Annotated in this window: 24 protein-coding genes; 17 read left to right on the top strand and 7 right to left on the bottom strand. The window is 63.4% G+C overall.

Going from position 1 to position 20,088, the window contains the following annotated elements; genetic code table 11:
* Positions 1-32: 32 nt before the first annotated feature.
* The 6 genes from AB4048_RS19585 to AB4048_RS19560 all read left to right on the top strand — a co-directional run bounded on the left by AB4048_RS19585 (position 33) and on the right by AB4048_RS19560 (position 5,356).
* On the top strand, positions 33-461 hold the full coding sequence (locus tag AB4048_RS19585) for a hypothetical protein (RefSeq protein WP_442203656.1): 429 nt from the start codon (positions 33-35) through the stop codon (positions 459-461).
* A 203-nt stretch (positions 462-664) separates the two neighbouring features.
* The gene (cobA, locus tag AB4048_RS19580; protein WP_442203655.1) at positions 665-1,507 is read left to right on the top strand and encodes a uroporphyrinogen-III C-methyltransferase; all 843 of its coding nucleotides are present in this window, start codon (positions 665-667) and stop codon (positions 1,505-1,507) included.
* Entirely contained in the window at positions 1,504-2,811 is a 1,308-nt protein-coding gene (locus AB4048_RS19575) for a cobyrinate a,c-diamide synthase (RefSeq protein WP_442203654.1), read from the top strand. Before cobA ends, AB4048_RS19575 begins: the two co-directional genes overlap by 4 nt.
* Positions 2,808-3,812 (top strand): threonine-phosphate decarboxylase CobD, encoded by a 1,005-nt coding sequence (cobD, locus tag AB4048_RS19570; RefSeq protein WP_442203653.1) that lies wholly within the window; start codon positions 2,808-2,810, stop codon positions 3,810-3,812. Before AB4048_RS19575 ends, cobD begins: the two co-directional genes overlap by 4 nt.
* Positions 3,809-4,786, top strand: a complete 978-nt coding sequence (gene cbiB, locus AB4048_RS19565) for an adenosylcobinamide-phosphate synthase CbiB (RefSeq protein WP_442203652.1) — start codon at positions 3,809-3,811, stop codon at positions 4,784-4,786. The genes cobD and cbiB overlap by 4 nt, the downstream gene beginning before the upstream one ends.
* 141 nt (positions 4,787-4,927) lie before the next feature.
* Entirely contained in the window at positions 4,928-5,356 is a 429-nt protein-coding gene (locus tag AB4048_RS19560) for a L,D-transpeptidase (RefSeq protein WP_442203651.1), read from the top strand.
* A gap of 9 nt (positions 5,357-5,365) precedes the next feature.
* Here AB4048_RS19560 and AB4048_RS19555 read toward each other — a convergent pair whose 3' ends face one another.
* Complete coding sequence (locus tag AB4048_RS19555) at positions 5,366-6,091, bottom strand: Crp/Fnr family transcriptional regulator (RefSeq protein WP_442203650.1); 726 nt, start codon at positions 6,089-6,091, stop codon at positions 5,366-5,368.
* 247 nt (positions 6,092-6,338) lie between these two features.
* Between AB4048_RS19555 and AB4048_RS19550 the strand changes: the two genes are divergently transcribed.
* The 7 genes from AB4048_RS19550 (at position 6,339) to AB4048_RS19520 (ending at position 12,761) form a co-directional block, all read left to right on the top strand.
* The gene (locus tag AB4048_RS19550; protein ID WP_442203649.1) at positions 6,339-6,623 is read left to right on the top strand and encodes an acyl carrier protein; all 285 of its coding nucleotides are present in this window, start codon (positions 6,339-6,341) and stop codon (positions 6,621-6,623) included.
* A gap of 116 nt (positions 6,624-6,739) precedes the next feature.
* Positions 6,740-7,213 (top strand): beta-hydroxyacyl-ACP dehydratase, encoded by a 474-nt coding sequence (locus AB4048_RS19545; RefSeq protein ID WP_442203648.1) that lies wholly within the window; start codon positions 6,740-6,742, stop codon positions 7,211-7,213.
* A 146-nt stretch (positions 7,214-7,359) separates the two neighbouring features.
* On the top strand, positions 7,360-8,565 hold the full coding sequence (locus tag AB4048_RS19540; RefSeq protein WP_442203647.1) for a beta-ketoacyl-ACP synthase: 1,206 nt from the start codon (positions 7,360-7,362) through the stop codon (positions 8,563-8,565).
* 14 nt (positions 8,566-8,579) lie between these two features.
* The gene (locus AB4048_RS19535; protein WP_442203646.1) at positions 8,580-9,860 is read left to right on the top strand and encodes a beta-ketoacyl-ACP synthase; all 1,281 of its coding nucleotides are present in this window, start codon (positions 8,580-8,582) and stop codon (positions 9,858-9,860) included.
* Positions 9,861-9,959: 99 nt separating this feature from the next.
* Entirely contained in the window at positions 9,960-10,988 is a 1,029-nt protein-coding gene (locus AB4048_RS19530) for a zinc-binding dehydrogenase (RefSeq protein WP_442203645.1), read from the top strand.
* Between the two features lie 4 nt (positions 10,989-10,992).
* The gene (locus tag AB4048_RS19525; RefSeq protein WP_442203644.1) at positions 10,993-11,928 is read left to right on the top strand and encodes a lipid A biosynthesis lauroyl acyltransferase; all 936 of its coding nucleotides are present in this window, start codon (positions 10,993-10,995) and stop codon (positions 11,926-11,928) included.
* A gap of 131 nt (positions 11,929-12,059) precedes the next feature.
* On the top strand, positions 12,060-12,761 hold the full coding sequence (locus AB4048_RS19520; protein WP_442203643.1) for a PAS domain-containing protein: 702 nt from the start codon (positions 12,060-12,062) through the stop codon (positions 12,759-12,761).
* Positions 12,762-12,827: 66 nt separating this feature from the next.
* On the opposite strand, the gene AB4048_RS19515 is transcribed toward AB4048_RS19520, so the two are convergent.
* Positions 12,828-13,760, bottom strand: a complete 933-nt coding sequence (locus AB4048_RS19515; RefSeq protein WP_442203642.1) for a zinc ABC transporter substrate-binding protein — start codon at positions 13,758-13,760, stop codon at positions 12,828-12,830.
* Positions 13,761-13,859: 99 nt separating this feature from the next.
* On the opposite strand from AB4048_RS19515, the gene AB4048_RS19510 reads away from it, so the two are divergent.
* Genes AB4048_RS19510 through AB4048_RS19500 form a run of 3 tightly spaced genes read left to right on the top strand, consistent with a single transcriptional unit; the run spans position 13,860 to position 16,013 of the window.
* Positions 13,860-14,801 carry an ATP-binding cassette domain-containing protein gene (locus AB4048_RS19510; protein WP_442203641.1) on the top strand — a complete coding sequence of 314 codons (942 nt, stop codon included), beginning with the start codon at positions 13,860-13,862 and terminating at the stop codon, positions 14,799-14,801.
* Positions 14,794-15,621 carry a zinc ABC transporter permease subunit ZnuB gene (gene znuB, locus AB4048_RS19505; protein WP_442203640.1) on the top strand — a complete coding sequence of 276 codons (828 nt, stop codon included), beginning with the start codon at positions 14,794-14,796 and terminating at the stop codon, positions 15,619-15,621. The genes AB4048_RS19510 and znuB overlap by 8 nt, the downstream gene beginning before the upstream one ends.
* On the top strand, positions 15,618-16,013 hold the full coding sequence (locus AB4048_RS19500) for a Fur family transcriptional regulator (RefSeq protein WP_442203639.1): 396 nt from the start codon (positions 15,618-15,620) through the stop codon (positions 16,011-16,013). Before znuB ends, AB4048_RS19500 begins: the two co-directional genes overlap by 4 nt.
* Before the next feature lie 37 nt (positions 16,014-16,050).
* Here AB4048_RS19500 and AB4048_RS19495 read toward each other — a convergent pair whose 3' ends face one another.
* The 4 genes from AB4048_RS19495 to AB4048_RS19480 form a co-directional block, all read right to left on the bottom strand.
* Complete coding sequence (locus AB4048_RS19495) at positions 16,051-16,581, bottom strand: gamma carbonic anhydrase family protein (protein ID WP_442203638.1); 531 nt, start codon at positions 16,579-16,581, stop codon at positions 16,051-16,053.
* Positions 16,582-16,640: 59 nt separating this feature from the next.
* Positions 16,641-17,642 (bottom strand): tRNA dihydrouridine(20/20a) synthase DusA, encoded by a 1,002-nt coding sequence (gene dusA / locus AB4048_RS19490; protein WP_442203637.1) that lies wholly within the window; start codon positions 17,640-17,642, stop codon positions 16,641-16,643.
* Positions 17,632-17,802, bottom strand: coding sequence for a hypothetical protein (locus AB4048_RS19485; protein ID WP_442203636.1), 171 nt, complete (start codon positions 17,800-17,802; stop codon positions 17,632-17,634). The genes dusA and AB4048_RS19485 overlap by 11 nt, the downstream gene beginning before the upstream one ends.
* A gap of 82 nt (positions 17,803-17,884) precedes the next feature.
* On the bottom strand, positions 17,885-18,097 hold the full coding sequence (locus AB4048_RS19480; protein WP_442203635.1) for a cold-shock protein: 213 nt from the start codon (positions 18,095-18,097) through the stop codon (positions 17,885-17,887).
* A 577-nt stretch (positions 18,098-18,674) separates the two neighbouring features.
* On the opposite strand from AB4048_RS19480, the gene AB4048_RS19475 reads away from it, so the two are divergent.
* Entirely contained in the window at positions 18,675-19,277 is a 603-nt protein-coding gene (locus AB4048_RS19475; RefSeq protein ID WP_442203723.1) for a J domain-containing protein, read from the top strand.
* A 6-nt stretch (positions 19,278-19,283) separates the two neighbouring features.
* Here AB4048_RS19475 and AB4048_RS19470 read toward each other — a convergent pair whose 3' ends face one another.
* A complete protein-coding gene (locus AB4048_RS19470; protein ID WP_442203634.1) occupies positions 19,284-19,715 on the bottom strand; it encodes a hypothetical protein in 432 nt (143 codons plus the stop codon).
* Between the last annotated feature and the right edge of the window lie 373 nt (positions 19,716-20,088).

The following is a 20,088-nucleotide window of genomic DNA, read 5'->3' as shown; positions in this document are numbered from 1 at the left end:
AACATCGGCGAAAACGTCGTTGAGGGATTCGCGTGAATTTTGCGGTTGCTGCCTTGATTGCCTGCGGATGTGTCAGCCTGGCGGAAGGCCCCGACTGGCCTCCGGCGGACGACTATATCAATGCGGCGGTCGCATGCGGCCAGAATGGCGCCGCCTTGAACTGCGAATCGAGCCGCACGCGCTGGGCCAAGGATTATTCGGACGCCATCGCCGGAATCAAGGAGAGCCAGCGGCGCGTGTCGTTGTGCCTGAGCACGGGCTGTGACCATGCCGTACGCCCGAATGCCGTTCTCGGCTGCGCCTGGCGGGTGGTGATCGCCGGCTCCGCGCAACATCGGAACGCCGCCGACGCCGCCGACCTCACGCAATTTTGCGGTTCCGCCTATCTCGACGATGCCGGGCGCAAGGCCGCCCATATTCAAGCGCGCTTCATGCAGCAACTGCTTGCAAAGGCCGATTGAGGAGAGCCGGTCGCGATATCAATGGCTTGCAAGGATTGCCTGCGGATTTGATTCCGCGTCTTCTCAAAGAGATTCAATTCTCGTTCCGAGCCTGCCGTCGCGTCGAGCAAAGTTGGCATCGCAGACCCGGGGTCCCTGACTACCGGATCGTCCTATGCTGCGCCAGATTGCAATTTCTGCCCGCCGGGCATAGGACAGCAGGCATGAGTGATACCGCATTTTCCTCCCTTCCGACGCTGGAACCGGGCAGCGTCTGGCTGGTCGGCGCTGGGCCTGGCGATCCGGGCCTGTTGACGCTGCTGGCCGCCAAGGGCCTGGCGGAGGCCGATATCGTGGTTCATGACGCGCTGGTCAACGAGGAGTGCCTGAAACTCGCGCGGCCGGGTGCCGCACTCGAATATGCGGGAAAGCGTGGCGGCAAGCCGTCGGCCAAGCAGCGCGACATCTCTCTTCGCCTGGTCGAACTGGCGCGGGCCGGACAACGCGTACTTCGGCTCAAGGGTGGCGATCCATTCGTCTTCGGCCGCGGCGGCGAAGAGGCGCTGACGCTGGTCGAGCACAATATCCCGTTCCGCATCGTGCCCGGCATCACCGCCGGGATCGGCGGATTGGCCTATGCCGGCATTCCCGTCACCCACCGCGACGTCAACCATGCGGTCACTTTCCTGACCGGCCATGATTCCTCCGGCGTCGTGCCGGATGCCATCAACTGGCAGGCGATAGGGCAGGGCTCGCCTGTTATCGTCATGTATATGGCGATAAAACATATCGGCCAGATCAGCGCCAACCTGATTGCGGCGGGCCGCTCGCCGGACGAGCCGGTCGCTTTCGTCTGCAATGCGGCAACCGCCGCGCAGCGCGTTCTGGAAACAACGCTCGGCGAGGCGCAAGCCGCGGTCGCCGCCTTCGGCATCGAGCCGCCCGCGATCGTCGTGGTCGGCGAGGTCGTGCGGCTCAGATCCTCGCTCGATTGGCTCGGGGCGCTTGCCGGCCGGCGGCTGCAACCGGAGGCGCAGACGGCTCGCGGCCGCCGCGTCCCGGCATGAGCGGGCTCCTGATCGCGGCTCCGGCGTCAGGCTCCGGCAAGACGACGGTCACGCTCGGTCTGCTTCGGGCCTTGCGTGCGAGGGGCGTTGCCGTCGCGCCGGGCAAGGCGGGGCCGGACTATATCGATCCTGCATTCCATGCGGCGGCCACCGGCGCGCCGTGCCTGAATTTCGATCCCTGGGCTATGCGCGAGGAGCTGATCTCCGCCAATGCCGCATTGCATCGGGCGGGCGGGCGCGTCCTCATCGTCGAGGCGATGATGGGTCTGTTCGATGGCGCCGCCGATGGTCGCGGCACACCCGCCGATCTGGCCGCATTTCTCGGGCTCGCTGTCGTCCTAGTCGTCGACGCCTCGCGCATGTCGCACTCGGTGGCACCCCTCGTCAGCGGCTTTGCCAATTTTCGCGCCGATGTCCGGATCGCCGGCGTCATTCTCAACCGCGTCGCCAGCGACCGGCACGAGGCCATGTTGCGCAACGCGCTTGCCGCCATCCGCATGCCGGTGATCGCGGTTCTGCGCGCCGATACGGCGCTGACTTTACCGGAGCGGCATCTCGGGTTGGTGCAGGCTGGCGAGCACAACGGGTTGGAAGATTTCATCGAGCGCGCCGCGGCGACGATCTCCGCCGGATGCGATTTCGACCAGCTGCTGCGCTCGGCGCATCAGCAGCCGATCGGGCCTTCCACGGCAAACATTGCGCGCCTCATGCCGTTGGGACAACGTATCGCCGTCGCGCGCGATATCGCCTTTGCGTTTTCCTATGAACATATGCTGCTCGGCTGGCGCCGGCGCGGTGCGCAGATCTCCTTCTTTTCACCGCTCGCCAATGAGGCGCCTGGCGCGGATGCCGATGCGATCTATCTGCCGGGCGGCTATCCGGAATTGCACGCCGGCCGGATCGCCGCCAGCAACGGTTTTCGCGAGGCGATGCTCAAAGCGGCCGCGCGCGGCGCAAGGATCTATGGCGAGTGCGGCGGCTACATGGTGCTCGGCGAGGGATTGATCGACGCATCCGGCGAGCGGCATGCGATGCTTGGGCTCCTGCCGGTGACGACCAGTTATCAGAAGCGGGAGCGGCACCTCGGCTACCGGCGCGTTACGCCCCTCGAAGGCTCATTTTTCACGCGCCTGATGACGGCGCATGAGTTCCACTATTCGACCATCGCCTCGCAAGACGAGGCCGGTCGCCTGTTCGCCGCACGCGACGCGCTTGGCAACGATCTCGGAACGACCGGCCACCAGCGCGGCAACGTCGCCGGGTCCTACATGCACCTGATCGATATTGCCGGGGAAGCGGAATGAACGGCAAAATCGTGCATGGCGGCGGCATCACCGCGGCGGCGCGCCTCTTTGGCGGCCGGCCGCAAGATTGGCTCGATCTGTCGACCGGCATCAATCCCAACCCCGTTTCCCTGCCGGATATTCCCGTTTCAGCGTGGCATCGGCTTCCGGATGAGCATCGCGTCGATGCCGCACGCGCGGCGGCGCGCCGATACTATCGAAGCGGAGGCATTTTGCCGTTGCCGGTGCCCGGCACGCAATCCGTCATCCAGTTGCTCCCGAGGCTGCTTGCGCCAGGTGCACGCGTTGCGGTCGTCTCCCCGACCTACGGCGAATATGCCCGCGCCTTTGCCCGCGCCGGCCTTGCCCTCGATCCGATCTCAAGCCTCGATGCCGTGAATGCTGCGCACCAGCTGGTCGTCGTCGTCAATCCCAACAATCCGGACGGAAGGCTGTGGGGCGCGGATCGGATGGTGGCGTTGCACGACGTGCTGCGGGCGCGGGGTGGGTACCTCGTCGTCGACGAGGCTTTCGGGGACGGAAATTCCGAAACGAGCCTTGCCCCTCGCGCGTCCGTACTGCCCAATCTCGTCATCTTCCGCTCGTTCGGAAAGTTCTTCGGCCTCGCGGGCCTGCGGCTCGGTTTCGTGATCGCGCAAGCCTCCTTGCTCGACCGCTTTGACGAATGGCTGGGGCCATGGGCGGTATCGGGACCGGCGCTTGCTATCGCTGCCGACCTGCTCGCCACCGACACGGCGCCGATCCGCGCGCGTATCCGAAAGCGTCGGCAGGCGCTTGGCGCGGTGCTTGCCGATGCAGGGTTGACGGTTGCGGGCGGCACTGATCTCTTCGCCTTGGTTGCCGATCCGCGCGCGGCCCACATATATGACCATCTCGCCCGCCACCACATTCTGATCCGCAAGTTCGACTACGCGGGCGATTGGCTGCGCTTCGGGCTTACCCCCGACGAGGAAGCCGACCGGCGGCTTGCCGGCGCGCTTGCGGATATGGAAAGACCATGATCGACCAACACCTGCTTATTCTTGTCCTGGCGCTGCTTCTGGATCGTATCGTCGGCGACCCGGCCTGGATGTGGTCGCATGTGCCGCATCCGGTGGTCGTCTTCGGAAAGGCGATTTCCTATTTCGATCGGCATCTGAACCTGAAGCGACTTCCGGCGGAGGGACGCCGGCGCAACGGCCTGTTGTCGATCGTCGTCCTCCTTGCGGGTGCCGCGCTCGTCGGCTGGGCGGTGCACGTGCTTTTTGCCAGGTTCGGCCTTATCGGGCTTGCGATCGAGGCGATGTTGGTTGCCGTCTTCCTTGCGCAGAAAAGCCTTGCCGACCATGTGAGCGACGTGTCCGATGCCTTGCGGCGCGAGGGATTGGACGGGGGGCGGCGTGCCGTTTCGCGGATCGTCGGGCGCGATCCCGAAACGCTCGACGAGGCTGGCGTCTGCCGCGCGGCGATCGAGAGCCTCGCCGAAAACTTTTCCGACGGCGTGGTGGCGCCGGTGATCTGGTACGCGATCTTCGGTCTGCCCGGTCTCTTTGCATACAAGATGCTGAATACGGCGGATTCGATGATAGGTCACAAATCCGAGACCTATCTCGATTTCGGCCGGGCGGCCGCCCGGCTGGACGACGTGGCCAACTGGCCGGCAGCACGGCTGTCGATCCTGTTGATCGCTTCCGGCGCACTCGTCAGGAACGGCATTGCCGCGCTCGCCAACACGTTTCGCGTGGCGGTGCGTGACGGCGGGCTGCATCGCTCCCCCAATTCAGGCAGGCCGGAAGCGGCAATGGCCGGCGCTCTGGACATTCAATTGGCCGGGCCCCGCGTCTATGGCGGCGAGATCGTTCGCGAGCCGATGATCAACGGATCGGGGCGCGACATTGCAACCGCCAGCGACGTCGAGGCGGGTATTTCGATCTTCTATTCCGCCTGTACCGTGCTGGTGGTTCTGGCGTTCCTGGTCTTTCTGTTGTTATTGTAATCAAGGGATTGAGGGCATCCCTAACGTTACGGGGACAAGGAGTATACGGGCGCATAGCAGTCTATCTAGGAGAGTATCACGCTTTGGTTGTTAGGTTTGCCCTGAAATCGCTGAGATGCGGCGAGTACAGAGGGGAACCAGATGAGAAGGGCCATCGTAGCGGCATCTGCCGCGGTGTTTTTACAGTTTATGAGTGTGTCGGCTAATGCGGATGCATTGGTTGCTCAAGTTGATATTGGGACGCAGACGATGACCGTCAGCCAGGACGGCATCATGAAATACCGATGGAAGATCTCGACGGCACGGCGAGGGTACGTCACTCCCACCGGCTCCTACCGGGCGAAATGGCTGTCGCGAGATCATCACTCGAAGAAATATGATGACGCTCCGATGCCTTACGCGGTGTTCTTCAATGGCGGCTATGCCGTCCATGGGACCTACGATGTCAGGCGCCTTGGACGTCCGGCCTCGCACGGTTGTGTGCGCCTGCTGCCGCAAAACGCCGCGACCTTCTTCTCGATGACCCGCGAAGCCGGTCTGCACAACACCCGGATCGTTATCCGAAGGTAGCGATGGCGGTCAGCCGAGGGCTGCGGCTCGCCTCAGTCCTTCGGCATCGTGGATGGCGACGCGGCGGCTGCCCTCGAGGGCGATGATGCGGCTCCGGCGCAGCGCGCCCATTTGGCGGCTGACGGTCTCGATCGTCAGCCCAAGGAAGTCTGCTATATGGGCACGCGAGAGCGGCAACTCGAATCCCGTGGCATTTCTCGGTAAGGGTTCGGCGCCAGCCGCAATCAACAGCAGAAAGCTCGCCACCCTTTCTTTGGCGGTCTTTCGGCCGAGCGTCAGCAGCCAGTCGCGCGCTTCGTCCAGTTCCTTCAGCGCCTGGCGATGAAGACGTCGGCCAAGATCCGGCACCTCGAAGGCCATGCGGTCCAGTCGTTCCCGCGACAAACTGCAAACGTCCGTCTCCACAGCGGCATGCGCGGCAAGGTCGCTCTCGTCGCCGTATGGGCGACCGATGAAATCGGACGGAAATCTCAACCCGACGATCTGCTGACGTCCGTCGGAGAGCGTCTTGCTCAGGGCAACGACGCCGCGAAGGACGTTGTGATAGGAGGAGATCTCCTCACCTTCGGCAACGATCTTCTCGCCGGGTGCAAGCTGCCTGCGGCTGGAATGCCGGCTGATCTCCAGAAGCTGCGCCGGTGTGAGGACGGCGCAAATACCATTCCTCCGGCCTTCGCAGAAGCGGCAGAGCAGGGGTAGGTTCGACAGGCTGCTGTTTGTGACGTGACCGTCCATTGTTTCACCATAGGCTGCGCTTGCCGCAGCGCTGCTCGATCTTTACTCCGATTCGAAGGCAGCGTCCCGCAGCCGGGCCGCGACATGGAGCAGCAGGCATGAGGGAAGCGGCGACACGCGGGTTCGGCGCGGGCCAATGCTGTTTCGGCAACAGTCGTGCGGCAAATTTCGGCGTGGTTCGGCTGAAGGCATTGGCTTTTGGAATGGATTTCCCTATGAGGGGGGTTGAATAATCATTGCAAGAGGTATGGGCGTGACTGCTACATTCGACAAAGTTGCTGACATCATCGCAGAGACCAGCGAGATCGATCGCGAGACGATCACGCCGGAAAGCCACACGATTGATGACCTCGGCATCGACAGCCTGGACTTCCTGGATATCGTCTTTGCGATCGACAAGGAATTCGGCATCAAGATCCCGCTCGAGCAGTGGACGCAGGAAGTCAACGAAGGCAAGGTGTCGACGGCTGAGTATTTCGTCCTGAAGAACCTCTGCGCCAAGATCGACGAACTGCGCGCCGCCAAGGGCTGAGCACTCGCGACATGATTTTGACCGCCCTGCCGCCTACTATGGCGGCCGGGCGGTTTTGTTCTTGAACCTCTAAACCATGTCCCGGCGGAATTGCCGGGGTCGGGCCGGAGAGCGTGATGCTGCTGGAATATTTCCAGATGATTGACCGGGTGGAAGCCGTCGATCTCCAAAAGGGGACGCTTAGGGCGCGTTCGGTCGTGCCGGCCAAGAGCCCGGTGTTCGAAGGCCATTTTCCCGGCATGCCCCTCGTTCCGGGCGTACTTCTGATCGAGACCATGGCTCAGGCCTCGGGGATGCTGGTGCTTGGTGTGACGAAGTTCTCCGCCATGCCATTCCTGATGATGGTCGACGGCGCCAAGATGCGCACCTTCGTCGAACCGGAAGCGGTGCTGGACATCGAGGCCCAGCTGGAGCACGAAGGGTCCGGCTTTGCCGTGACCAAAGCGAAGATTTCCATTGCCGGAAAAAGGGTTTGCGACGCGCAGTTGAAGCTGCGCACGATGCCGTTCAACGAAGTGCCGCTTGCCGAGATCGTTCGCAAGCGGGCGGGCGAGGTGGGTCTTCTCGACGCCATCGCCGCCAGCGCATGATCCCCAAATCGGTAACGATCCAAGGGCTGTGCGCCTGTTCTAAAGTGCGACAGCGTCCTTTGCCCGTCATGAATGACGGCAGGCGCTGTAGAGCCTGAACCCGTCCGAGACGGTTTCGGCGACGCTGCAATAAAGAGGGTTGATGTATGAGCAAGGCTCAGAATGATGTGGTCATCACGGGTATCGGCATCGTTACCTGTCAGGGCGTCGGCACGGACGCGCATATCGCCATGCTCACCGCTGGCGGTCCGCCCGAAACGGTGATCGAGACCGAGAAGTTCAAGCCGTATCCCGTGCATCCTCTGCCGGTGATCGACTGGTCCGCGCAGATCCCCAAGCGCGGCGACCAGCGGCAGATGGAGAATTGGCAACGGATCGGCGTCTTTGCCGCCGGCCTTGCGCTCGACGATGCCGGCTTCAAGGACGATCTCGACGCCTGCGGCGCCATGGACATGATCGTGGCGGCCGGTGGCGGCGAGCGCGATATCAATGTCGACACGATGATCGTCGACGAAGGCCTGAAGCGCAACGACCGCGAGCTTCTGCTCAACGAAAAGCTGACGACCGAGCTTCGCCCGACGCTGTTCCTTGCCCAACTCTCGAATCTGCTCGCCGGCAACATTTCCATCGTCCACAAGGTGACGGGCTCGTCGCGCACGTTCATGGGCGAGGAGGCCGCCGGCATTTCCGCCGTCGAGACGGCCTTTCATCGCCTGAAGTCCGGTGAATCCAGCCATGCGCTGGTGGGCGCCGCCTTCTCGGCGGAGCGTCCGGATATGATCCTGCTCACCGAGTCGATCGGCGCGCATCATCGTGGCGAGTGGAGCCCGCTCTGGTCGCGCGGGCCGCAAGACGGCGGCGGCCTGATCCCAGGCTCTTCAGGCGTTTTCCTGGTTCTGGAATCGCGCGCTCACGCAGAAACGCGGGGCGCGCGCATCTATGCCAGGATCGACGCGATCGAAGGGGATCGCGGCAACCGCGACGGCGGCAAGCTGGAAGCGCGCCTCGAACGGCTGCTCGAACCGGCGAAGGCTTCCTTCGCGGACGGCACGGCTGTCTTCTGTGGGACGACCGGCATGCTCGACCTTGCCGCCCGCGAGAAGGCAACGCTGGAAGCGGCGCTTCCGGGTGCTGCCATTCGTGGTTACGGTGGGGTGCTCGGTCACGGCCTGGAGGCGCAGTTTCCGCTTGGGCTTGCGCTTGCCGCGCTTGCGGTCGCCAATGGCGCCAAGGTGCCGCCGTTCGACGGCGAGCATGAAAAGCCGATGGCTGTCGGCACCAGGACCGCGGTCGTCACGACGGTTGGCCATGTGCGCGGCGAAGGTATCGCCGTACTTTCCGCGGATGCGTGAGGAGTAACAGGATCATGACTGCTTACAAGGATCATCTCGGCCGCCCGATCGTCGCCGTCACCGGCATGGGCATCATCACTTCGCTCGGCCAAGGGCTCGCCGACAATTGGAACGCGCTGTCTTCGGGCACTTCCGGTATCCACGGGATCACCCGCTTTCCGACGGACGGGCTTTCGACGCGTATCGCCGGCACGGTCGATTTCATCGACATTCCCGTGCCGAACGCCGTCGAGCGCTCCTATGCCTTCGCGCGCGAAACCACCATCGAGGCGCTGGCGCAGGCCGGCCTCTCGGGTGATTTCAACGGGCCGCTGTTCCTCGCAGCCCCGCCGATCGAACCGGAATGGAGCGCCCGTTTCGACCTTGCCGACCGCTCGCCGCCGGCCGATCATCCGGGCGACGCCTATGAGCGTTTTCTTGCCGCGATGCGCCAGCGCACCGATGCCGCCTTCCACGAGGCATCGCTCTTCGGCGCCATTTCCGAGCGGCTTTCCGATCGCTTCGGGACACGTGGCTTGCCCGTGACGTTGTCGACGGCCTGCGCCTCGGGCGCCACCGCCATCCAGCTCGGCATCGAAGCGATCCGCCAGGGCCGCACGACGCGGGCGCTGACGGTCGCGACCGACGGTTCGCTCAGCGCCGAAGCGCTGATCCGCTTCTCGCTGCTTTCGGCGTTGTCGACCCAGAACGATCCGCCGACCAAGGCCTCCAAGCCCTTCAGCAAGGACCGCGACGGTTTCGTCATCGCCGAAGGTGCCGCGACCCTGGTGCTGGAATCCCTGGAATCCGCCGTCGCGCGCGGCGCCAGGGTACTCGGCATCATGAAGGGCGCCGGCGAAAAGGCCGACAGCTTCCACCGCACCCGCTCGTCGCCGGATGGCGGCCCGGCGATCGCGACAATCCGCGCGGCACTCGCCGACGCCGGCATCGACGAGAACGGCATTGGCTACATCAACGCGCACGGCACCTCGACGCCGGAAAACGACAAGATGGAGTACATGTCCATGCTCGCCGTCTTCGGCGACAAGCTGGCTTCCATCCCGGTGTCTTCGAACAAGTCGATGATCGGTCATACGTTGACTGCCGCAGGCGCCGTCGAAGCCGTGTTCTCGCTGCAGACCATGCTGACCGGCACGGTGCCGCCGACGATCAACTATAACAGCCCGGATCCGGCGATTGCGCTTGATGTCGTGCCCGGCAAGAAGCGCGAAAAGCAGGTGCAAGCCGTCCTTTCCAACTCCTTCGGCTTCGGTGGGCAGAATGCCAGCCTTGTCATGGCGCTCGAACCGGCATAGAGACCCTCCTTGATTTTGAGACGAGGTGGTTTTTGACGTCATCCTCGGGATAAGCCCCGAGGATGTCGGTGAACCACGTAGAAGAAAGAGCTAAACATCATGCGTGCTCTGCAACTGATCGATGACCGCAAACTCGAGATCACCGACGTGCCGGAGCCCGAAGCTCCCGGTGCCGGTGAGGTGACGTTGCGCGTCAAGGCTGTCGCGCTCAACCATATCGACGTCTGGGGTTGGCGCGGCATGGCGTTCGCCAAGCGCAAGATGCCGCTCGTCATCGGCGCGGAAGCGTCCGGCGTCGTCGAAAGCATTGGACCCGGCGTTGCCAACGTGCTGCCCGGTCAGCTCGTGTCGATCTACGGCGCGCGCACCTGCGGGCTTTGCCGTCCCTGCCGCGAAGGCCGCGACAACCTCTGCGAACATGTCGGCGGCGTCCACGGTTTCCATCTCGACGGTTTCGCGCAGGAGAAGGTCAACCTTCCGGCGCGCCTGCTCGTTCCGGCCCCTCCTGGCGTCGATGCCGTCAGTGCGGCGCTTGCGCCGGTGACCTTCGGCACGGTCGAACACATGCTCTTCGACAATGCCAAGCTTGAGCCCGGCGAGACGATCCTTGTCCATGCCGGCGGCTCGGGCATCGGCTCGGCGGCGATCCAGCTTGCCAAGAAGATCGGCTGCACCGTGATCACCACGGTCGGCTCGGATGACAAGATCGAAAGGGCGAAGGCGCTCGGCGCCGATCACGTCATCAACTACCGCACCGACCGCTTCGAGGGCGTGGTGCGCAAGCTCACCAAGAAGAAGGGCGTCGACGTCGTCTTCGAACATGTCGGCAAGGATACTTGGGCAGGCTCGATGCTCTGCATGAAGCGCGGCGGACGTCTCGTCACCTGCGGCTCCACTTCCGGCGTGTCGACCGATCTTAACCTGATGATGCTCTTCCAGCAGCAGTTGAAGCTGCTCGGCTCCTTCGGTTGCCGGATGGAGAACATGGCCAACGCCATGCAGAAGATGGCGCGCGGCCTCGTTCATCCTGTAATCGACACGGAAGTCGGCTTCGACGATATCGACCGGGCGCTGGAGCGCATGGAGACCCGCCAGGTCTTCGGCAAGATCATCCTCAACGTGGGTTGAGCGCGTGAAGCTCGTCATTACACGGCTCGTGCTGTCGCTGATCCACTTTCGGCAATGGTTGGTGGCGCAGGTCGCTTTCGCGTTCCTCAATTTCCTAAAGCTGTTTCCGGCGGATGCGGCGATCAATTTCGCCGACCGCTTGACGCGGCTCATCGGGCCCCGCACGCGTCGCCACAAGCTGATGCTGACAAACCTCAGGAACGGCTTCCCGGAAAAGAGCGAGGCGGAGATCGAGGCGATCGCGCTTGCCAGCTGGGGCAACATGGGGCGGCTCGCGGCGGAATACGTGTTTCTCGACCGGCTGTTCGATTACGACTATTACCGGGCCGAGCCGGGGAGGGTGGAAGTCTCTGGCATTCCGATCTTCATGGACCTGCGTGACAACCCGCGTCCTTTCATCGTCTTTACCGGCCACACGGCCAATTTCGAGCTGCTGCCGGTCGCGGGCGCGGCTTTCGGCCTGCACGTCACCGTGCTGTTCCGGCCGCCGAACAATCCCTATGTCGCCCAGAAGGTCTTCGATTTCCGCAGCGCCCGCATGGGCAAGCTGGTGCCTTCGCATGCCGGCTCCTCCTTCGCACTGGCACGTCAGCTGGAGGCCGGCGCAGGCGTCGGCGTGCTGGTCGACCAGAAGTTCGGCAAGGGATTGAAGACCACGTTCTTCGGACGGCCCGTCAAGACCAATCCGCTGCTGCCGAAGCTCGTCCGGCAGTTCAATTGCGAGGTTTATCCGGCGCGCTGCGTGCGTTTGCCCGGCAATCGCTACAGGCTGGAGATCGAGCCGTGCATGGAGCTGCCGCGTGACGCAGCCGGCAATCTCGACCTTACCGCGACGGCGCAGAAGATGAACGACAAGGTCGAAGCCTGGGTCAGGGAGAACCCGGAGCAATGGCTTTGGTATCACGACCGTTGGGACATAAAAGACAGCGTCTTCAAGTGAATTATCGCGTGAACAGATTTCCCTTTATACGCGAAATCGCGCATGGCGCAGATTGAACGTGATCAAAGATCATGTTACGGGTACGTACGTCAGAAGCATTCATGCGCCGCAGGACCAGGAGAGCGTAATTGTTGGCACTCTTTCATGCTTTTTCGCTGAAAAGCACGCAGATGCAGCGGGCAATCAAAACGGGCAATGACGATCTCGTGGGTTTGCTCGACCGGGACATGGAAAGCATTGTCGCGGCCATTCTCGCCTACAGGGCGCGCAGTACGCTCGAAATCTACATGCAGCTTCAGTTTCTGATCAGCATGATCCGTCAAGAGGCGGACGATAGTGCGTGTGTTGCGCGTGACGCCAACGCGATGTCAGCCTTGCTCGACCGCTATTTCTCGGATGCGCACGGTGCGGCGACAGACGCCGTCCTGATCGCCTCGAGACCTCCGGAGCCAGAGTTGCCGCTTTTTGCGCATTCGGGCGGGCTCAGCGACGTTATTCTTGAAAGCATGACCGATCACGTCGCAGTCGTAACGCGCGACTACCGCTATCTCTATGCAAACACCGCCCATGCCGCCGCTCTTTCGAGGAAGCCCATCGAACTGGTGGGCAAGCATATCCGCGAAGTCATTGGCAGCCAGCGCTTCGAAAACAGGGCGCGCGCCAATCTCGACGGTTGCTTCGCGGGTAATTCTCTCAGCTACGAGTATACGCTCGAGGACCAGGGCGACCACTTGATCGGCTGCAAGATGACGCCCGTGCGCGGTGCAAAGGGTGAGGTTCTCGGTGCGTTGGTGCAGGTACGGGTTGCGGTCAGGAGCGCACTGACCGCGTAGGCGAAAGCCAACGCCGCGGGACGCTCGACCAGCGGGGCGGGACCGAGCCCGCCCGGCGGACGTGCTTCAGCTTTCCTGCGACAGGCAGTCCTTCAAGGCGTTTGCGACGCCGTGCATCAGGTTGAAGTAAAGATCCGGGCCTTCCGGCAGGGTGGCAGCCTCCGGGTCGAGAACACCGGATCTCGCCTTGGTTCCCTCGATCACCACATTCACGAGACGAGGCTCGAACTGCGGTTCGGCAAAGACGCAGGTCGCACCGAGGTCGGCGACCTTGCGGTGGATATCGGCGACGCGCTCCGCTCCCGGAATGGTTTCAGGGCTCACCGTGATCGATCCTGCGACTTTGACGCGGTAGCGGTGCTCGAAATACTGGTAGGCGTCGTGGAAGACGATGAAAGGCTTGTCCTTGACGGTCGAAACGGTCTTGGCGATCTCGTTGTCGAGCGCGTCGAGCCGGGTATTCAGGGTCGTCTGATTGGCCTGGTAGGCCAGCGCATTGGAGGGATCGGCGGCAACCAGGGTTGCGGTGATCTCCGCGGCCATGGCTTTCGCGTTCATCGGATCTAGCCAAAGGTGCATGTCGAACTGCTCGCCCACGGCGTCCGGCGCGGGCTCGTCGCCGTCGTCATCGGCTTCGAACGCGCCGCCTTCGCGGTACTTCAGCTTGGTCAGGCCCGAGGCCTTGTCCAGTTCCACCTGCACAGCACCGCTACCGAGTGCGGCGAGCGGCTTTTGCAGAAACACCTCCATGCCTGGCCCCGTCCAGAAGATCACTTTGGCGCCTTGCAGCGCGCGAGCGTTCGACGGCTTCATCGAATAGGTATGGGGGGACGAGGCGCCCTCGACGATAAGTTCGGGCGTGCCGACGCCAGCCATGATGGCCGCGACCAGCGAGTGGATAGGCTTGATCGACGCCACCACCGCCGGCGGCTCGGCTGCCAGCGCCGAGCTTGCGGCAAACATCGATGCTCCGAAATACAGGACTTTTGCCAACCTCATTGCGAAAACTCCTTGAAGGTTATGTGTAATGTTATTACATCAATTGCGTTATGCTATAACGTGTGCGATAGCAGGACGCAACAGCGCAATGGGAAAATCATGCTTTCTTCGGTAAAGGCCGAAACCGGGCCGCTTGTCTCGCTTTCGAATGTCGGCGTGCGGCGAAACGGCCGATGGCTGGTGCGCGGCGTCGATTTTTCGGTGCGCCGCGGCGAGATCGTTACCCTGATCGGGCCGAACGGCTCTGGCAAATCGACGAGCGCGAAGGCGGCGATCGGCGTCCTCAAGCCGGACGAAGGCGAGGTGGTGCGGATACCGTCCCTGAAGGTCGGCTACGTTCCCCAGAAGCTCGCCGTCGACTGGACGCTGCCGCTCAGCGTTCGCCGGCTGATGACGCTGACTGGCCCGCTGCCCGAAGGGGAATTGATGGCGGCGCTCGAGGCGACCGGCATTGCCCATCTGGCGCGCGCCGAGGTGCAGCACCTTTCCGGCGGCGAATTCCAGCGCGCGCTGCTTGCCCGGGCCATCGCCCGCAAGCCGGATCTCCTGGTGCTCGACGAGCCGGTGCAGGGCGTTGATTTCAGCGGCGAGATCGCGCTTTACGATCTCATCAAGTCGATCCGCAATTCCTCCGGCTGCGGGATCCTGTTGATTTCGCATGATTTGCACGTCGTCATGGCGGCGACGGATACCGTCATCTGCCTCAACGGCCACGTCTGCTGCCGCGGCACGCCGCAGTCCGTTACCGCAAGCGCGGAATATGTGCGCCTGTTCGGCTCGCGCGCCGCGCAGTCGCTTGCCGTCTACAGTCACCATCACGACCACACCCATCTGCCGGACGGCCGGGTCCAGCACGAGGACGGCTCGATCACCGACCATTGCCATGCGGACGACGGCCATCACGCGCACGATCATGACCACGCGCATGGCGAGGCGCACGATCACGCCCACCATCATGGGCACGATCACGGGCGTCACGATCAGGGCCATGGCGGAGCGACAGCCGCGCGCGTCGAAGGGGAAGGAGGCCGCGATGCTTGACGACTTCTTCCTGCGCGCACTGCTTGCCGGCGTCGGCTTGGCGCTCACCATCGGGCCGCTCGGCTGCTTCATCATCTGGCGGCGCATGGCCTATTTCGGCGATACGATCTCGCACTCGGCGCTGCTCGGCGTGGCGCTTTCGCTGCTGTTGCAGGTCAACCTGACGCTTTCGGTCTTCGCCGTTGCCGCCATCGTCTCCATACTACTTCTCTTCCTGCAGCGCCGGCAGGCGTTGTCGGCGGATGCGCTGCTCGGCATTCTGTCTCACGCGACGCTCGCGATCGGCCTCGTCATGGTGGCCTTCATGAGTTGGGTGCGGATCGATCTCATCGCGTTCCTCTTCGGCGACATCCTCGCCGTTTCGCCGAGCGATATCGCCTTCGTCTGGGGCGGCGGCGTGCTGGTGCTTGCGGTCATCGCCTGGCTGTGGCGGCCGCTGCTTGCCGCGACCGTCAATCCGGAACTTGCGGAAGCCGAAGGCTTGCGGCCCGAGCGCGCCAAGCTCGTCTTCATGCTGTTGATGGCGGCGGTGATTGCCATTGCGATGAAAATCGTCGGCATCCTCCTGATCACCGCTCTCCTTATCATCCCCGCCGCGACCGCCCGCCGTTTTGCGCTGACGCCCGAAACGATGGCGGTTCTTGCCTCGCTGATCGGAGCGGCGGCCGTGGTCGGCGGGCTCTTCGGGTCGCTGCGCTACGATACGCCCTCCGGTCCGTCCATCGTCGTCGCCGCGCTCTTCCTTTTCCTGCTCAGCCTGCTTCCCGCTTTTCGCCGCAACCCGGCGGCCGCCGTGCCGCAGGAGAAGGAGGCCCCATGACCTGCCCGGCATTGACCAAGAACCAGACGCTGGTGTTCGAGGTGCTGACGAAGGCGGAAGGTCCGCTCAGCGCCTACACCATCCTCGACCGCCTGCGCGACCACGGTTTTCGCGCGCCGCTGCAGGTCTATCGCGCGCTCGACAAGCTGCTTGAATACGGTGTCGTCCACCGGCTCGAAAGCATCAATTCCTTCGTTGCCTGCGCCCACCCCGACGAGGATTGCCACAATCACGGCATCGTCGCCTTTGCCATATGCGACGGATGCGGCCACGTCATCGAGTTCCACGACCATGAGGTCGACCATCGCCTGCTTGGCTGGCTGAAAGGGCAGTCGTTCAAGCCGGAGAAGGCGACGATCGAAGTGCGCGGACATTGCGCGGCGTGTTCGTGACGCCATTCCAGGGAAAGCGCTAACCGGTGTTCCGCCCTCAATCGATCCGTTTGAGATCGCGGGCGAAGCGCTGCCAGTTGGCCACATAGTTGCGCGCGGAGCGTCTGAGCCCTTCGACGGCGGCCTCGTCGAGTGTTCGGATCACTCGCGCGGGCGAACCGACGATCAGCGAGCCATCGGGGAATTCCTTGCCCTCGGTGACGAGCGCATTGGCGCCGATCAGGCAGTTGCGGCCGATCTTCGCGCCGTTCAGGATCGTTGCGCCCATGCCGACGAGCGAATTGTCGCCGATGGTGCAGCCATGAATGATGGCATGGTGGCCGATGGTGCAGCCTTCGCCGATCGAGACCGGAAAGCCGGGATCGGTATGCACCATCACGCCTTCCTGGATATTGCTCCGACGGCCGACGACAATCGGCTCGTTGTCGCCGCGCAGCACCGCGCCGAACCAGATGCCTACCTCCCCGGCGATCTCGACCTTGCCGATCACAGTCGCGTCCGGCGCCAGCCAGTAGAGGCCCGGGGCAGGCGTCTTGGGGGCGTGGCCGGCAAGGGCGTAGAGGGGCATGGGCAGTTCTCCTTGGGACTTTCCTTCTATTCGCCGGCGACACCGCGCAAAGTACCGGCCTAGGCCGTCAGCGCCTCTTCCGACAGGGCGGCGAGATCGACGGCGGCGAAGGCGGCTGCGATCACTTCCGGCCCAGCGCCGGCTTTTGCCGCATCGGTGGACAGGATCTGGCGGTAGCGCCGAGCGCCGGGCAGCCCGGTGAACAGGCCGACCATATGTCGGGCGATATGCTGCAGCCTGCCGCCACCGGCAATATGGGCCTCGGCATAGGCCATCATCGTGTCGCGCAGCGCCAGCCAGTCGAACGGCGAGCTTTCCCGGCCGAAGAAACGCTGATCGACCTCGGCGAGGATTGCAGCGTTCTGATAGGCAGCGCGGCCGAGCATGACGCCGTCGACATGTTTCAGATGCGCCGCCGCCTCGTCGAGCGACTGAATGCCGCCGTTGATGCCGATGAAGACCTGCGGCCAGCGTTCCTTCATGCGGTAGACGATTTCGTAGTCGAGGGGCGGGATCTCGCGGTTCTCCTTCGGGCTCAGACCCTTGAGCCAGGCCTTGCGGGCATGAACCCAGACGGCGTCGGCGCCGGCGTCCAGCACCCGGGCGATGAAATCCGGCAGCACGGTTTCCGGGTCCTGCTCGTCAACGCCGATGCGGCATTTGACCGTGACCGGCACGCGCGCGACCTGCTTCATCGCCGAGACGCTCGAGGCCACCACATCGGGCGTCTGCATCAGACAGGCGCCGAAGGTGCCGGACTGAACGCGGTCGGACGGGCAGCCGACGTTGAGGTTGATCTCGTCATAGGCGAAAGGTTCGGCGATGCGCACCGCCTCGGCCAGCTTTGCCGGATCGGAGCCGCCGAGCTGCAGCGCGACCGGGTGTTCCGCCGCGTCATGGCCGAGCAGCCGGTCTCGCGGCCCGTGGATGATCGCGTCCGCAACCACCATCTCCGTATAAAGCAGCGCGTTGCGGCTGATCTGCCGGTGGAAGTAACGGCAATGGCGGTCGGTCCAGTCGATCATCGGCGCGACGGCGAAAATCGGGTTCTCATAACGCATCGAAATCGAGACTCTCCTGGAAACCACGTTGCGGATCGCGCCGGATATGGGGTGTGCCGCCGGCATTCGCCAGATCGGCGGCGGAGCGGACAAAGGCTTTTTCGGTTTCGGCCCGCTTATACAGCGCAATCTTCGATAAGGCGAGACCGCCGGCCGGCATCGATCGCGCCTTGTGTACCGCAAGAAAAACGGCGCGGTTTTAACCGCGCCGTCGAATGTCACTCGGTCGACCAGAGGCCGAATTAGTGAGCCTGGATGTTGACGGCCTTCGGGCCCTTGCCCATGCGATCCGGCTCGGTGTCGAAGGTAACCTGCTGGCCTTCGCGCAGCGACTGGATGCCAGAAGCCTGCAGCGCGGAAATGTGAACGAAAACGTCCTTCGCGCCGCCATCCGGCGTGATGAAACCAAAACCCTTGTCCTGGTTGAAGAATTTTACGATGCCCTTGGTGGCCATGGGATAGTCCTTTTCCCGTTGGTCTAGTGGTGTTGTTCGCGCCCTTGTCAGGGAGCGGACGGCTCAGTGCCTTTCACGCGGTCGCAAAAGGTCAGTCGAGAAGTCACGTACGGGGAAAGAACGTCTACGCGCGTGAGCATCAGCCCAAGCAGCCGCATCCGCGGCAATACCACGTCGGTCCAGTCTCCGGGAGCAAATACCCGAACGCGCGAGTCGTGCCAGCATTTGCATCATAAAGCAAGCGAGAAATTAGGGCTTTTCGACGGCAAGATGCTTCAAGTTTCAAAGGCTTGGCGGAAAAACGTTTGTCGTCGCCCGCCGATCGCATGCGAAACGGAGGCGCCCGCGGCGATGGAAAGTGGGGAAAACATAAGACTTCCACAATTCCGTCCCGACCGGCGCGCATATGGCGACAACGGTGACGGCCGATCGCCAGCCGGCCTGAACGGCGGAATTTATCGGGAGCAAACAATCCTTTCCTTGAATTAGGCCGCTTCGAGGGATTATGCAGCAGGTGGACGAAGCGGCAGGGCCGCGGCTCGAACAGGCAGAGGCAGGCGGAAAGACAGGTGGCAAGGTGATCGATCCCTATGCAACGCTCGGAATTGCGCGCGATGCCGATGCGGAGGCCGTCAAGACGGCCTATCGCAAGGTGGCAAAGAGCGTCCATCCCGACAGTGGCGGCGACACGGAGCAGTTCGGCAAGCTGCAGGCATGCTACGACCTGTTGAAAGACCCGGTGCGCCGAAAGGTCTTCGACGATACCGGCTACGACCCCCAGCTCGCCGACCCGAGGGATCTCAAGGGCCTGATGATGCTGGAGACGCTGGTCAACGACATGATCCTCGACGAGCGCGAGCCCGGCAGCTTCGACCCCGTGGCCGCCATGCGCCGCAGGCTTTCGGACGACATCGTCAAGAGCCGCTTCCATATTCTCGAACTGGAGCGCCACCGCTCCCGTATCCGCAAGCACATGGACCGCCTCGGCCGTCGCCCGGAAGCCGACGTGCTGGGGTCGATGCTGCGCGCCCGCTCGCAATCGATCGCCGAGGCCATAAAGGGCGCCGAGGCCCAGATCGAGGCAATCGAACAGGCCTATACGATGCTGCAAGGCTACGGCTACGAGCTGGAAGCCCCAGCGCCGGTGGTGGAAGAGCCGCGAGAAGAGGCCGCTGAATAGCATCTCTCAGGGCTTAACGGGAAAACGTCGCCAAAAGGCGCGCAGGTCGGCAATCCGCTCGTCGCCAGGCGGTGTGACCGCCAGATCCACCTCGAGCGCGGCGAAATCGAGATCGCTGCGCGCGATATAGCCGCGCGTCATGAGCTCGGCATGGCGGTACTTCGCCTTTTCCAGCAGCGCCTCGTAGCCTTCGCGCTCGCCGGCCCTTAGATTTTGGAGGCATGAGGGGCGGCGGTCGTCGCGACCCACGAAGCGGCAGGAATGGCGCCGGCGGCAGACGCGCCTGCGGCAGCGAAGCTGCGGTATCGCCATCATCTCGGCGGTCATCCGCTGCAGCTTCTCGAAGCGAGCCGGTCGCCCCTGCCAATAGTCCGCGACCCATTCGGCCCTGGTCGGGCGGCTGCCGTAAAATAGTTCGTGGTGGTCATAGTCAGACATGGACATCCTCCGGGATTGGTTGATGGGCCAGGTGCCGAATTCACCGTGCGAAGCGCCCCTGCGCCTTGCGTCGCGGCGAGCGCACGGCGCAGCCGCCACGCGATCCTTGCGGCCCGTGTTTTGAAGATCGGCGCTCAGCCTCAAGCGGCGAAGCACCGTATGCTTTGCGGACGGGGCGCTCGAAAGTGCCTCATCACTAATAAAATACATGGCGCCGTCGAGCGCCCCGTTCGGCGGTTTATGCCCGCAACTCTGGTCTCTCTGCGACCCTCGCCACCTCCATCGGCAGCGAGAAACCATGTGTGCCGCACAGGCACGTCCGGAGCGAAACCCGACAACGCGTCTCCACGCCGCCGCCGTCTCCGGAGGGAGA

The organism is Rhizobium sp. RAF56 (assembly GCF_052113965.1).
Lineage (GTDB): Bacteria > Pseudomonadota > Alphaproteobacteria > Rhizobiales > Rhizobiaceae > Rhizobium.
Note: the sequence above shows the minus strand (reverse complement) of the source record. Positions and strands in the feature narration are given on the sequence as shown.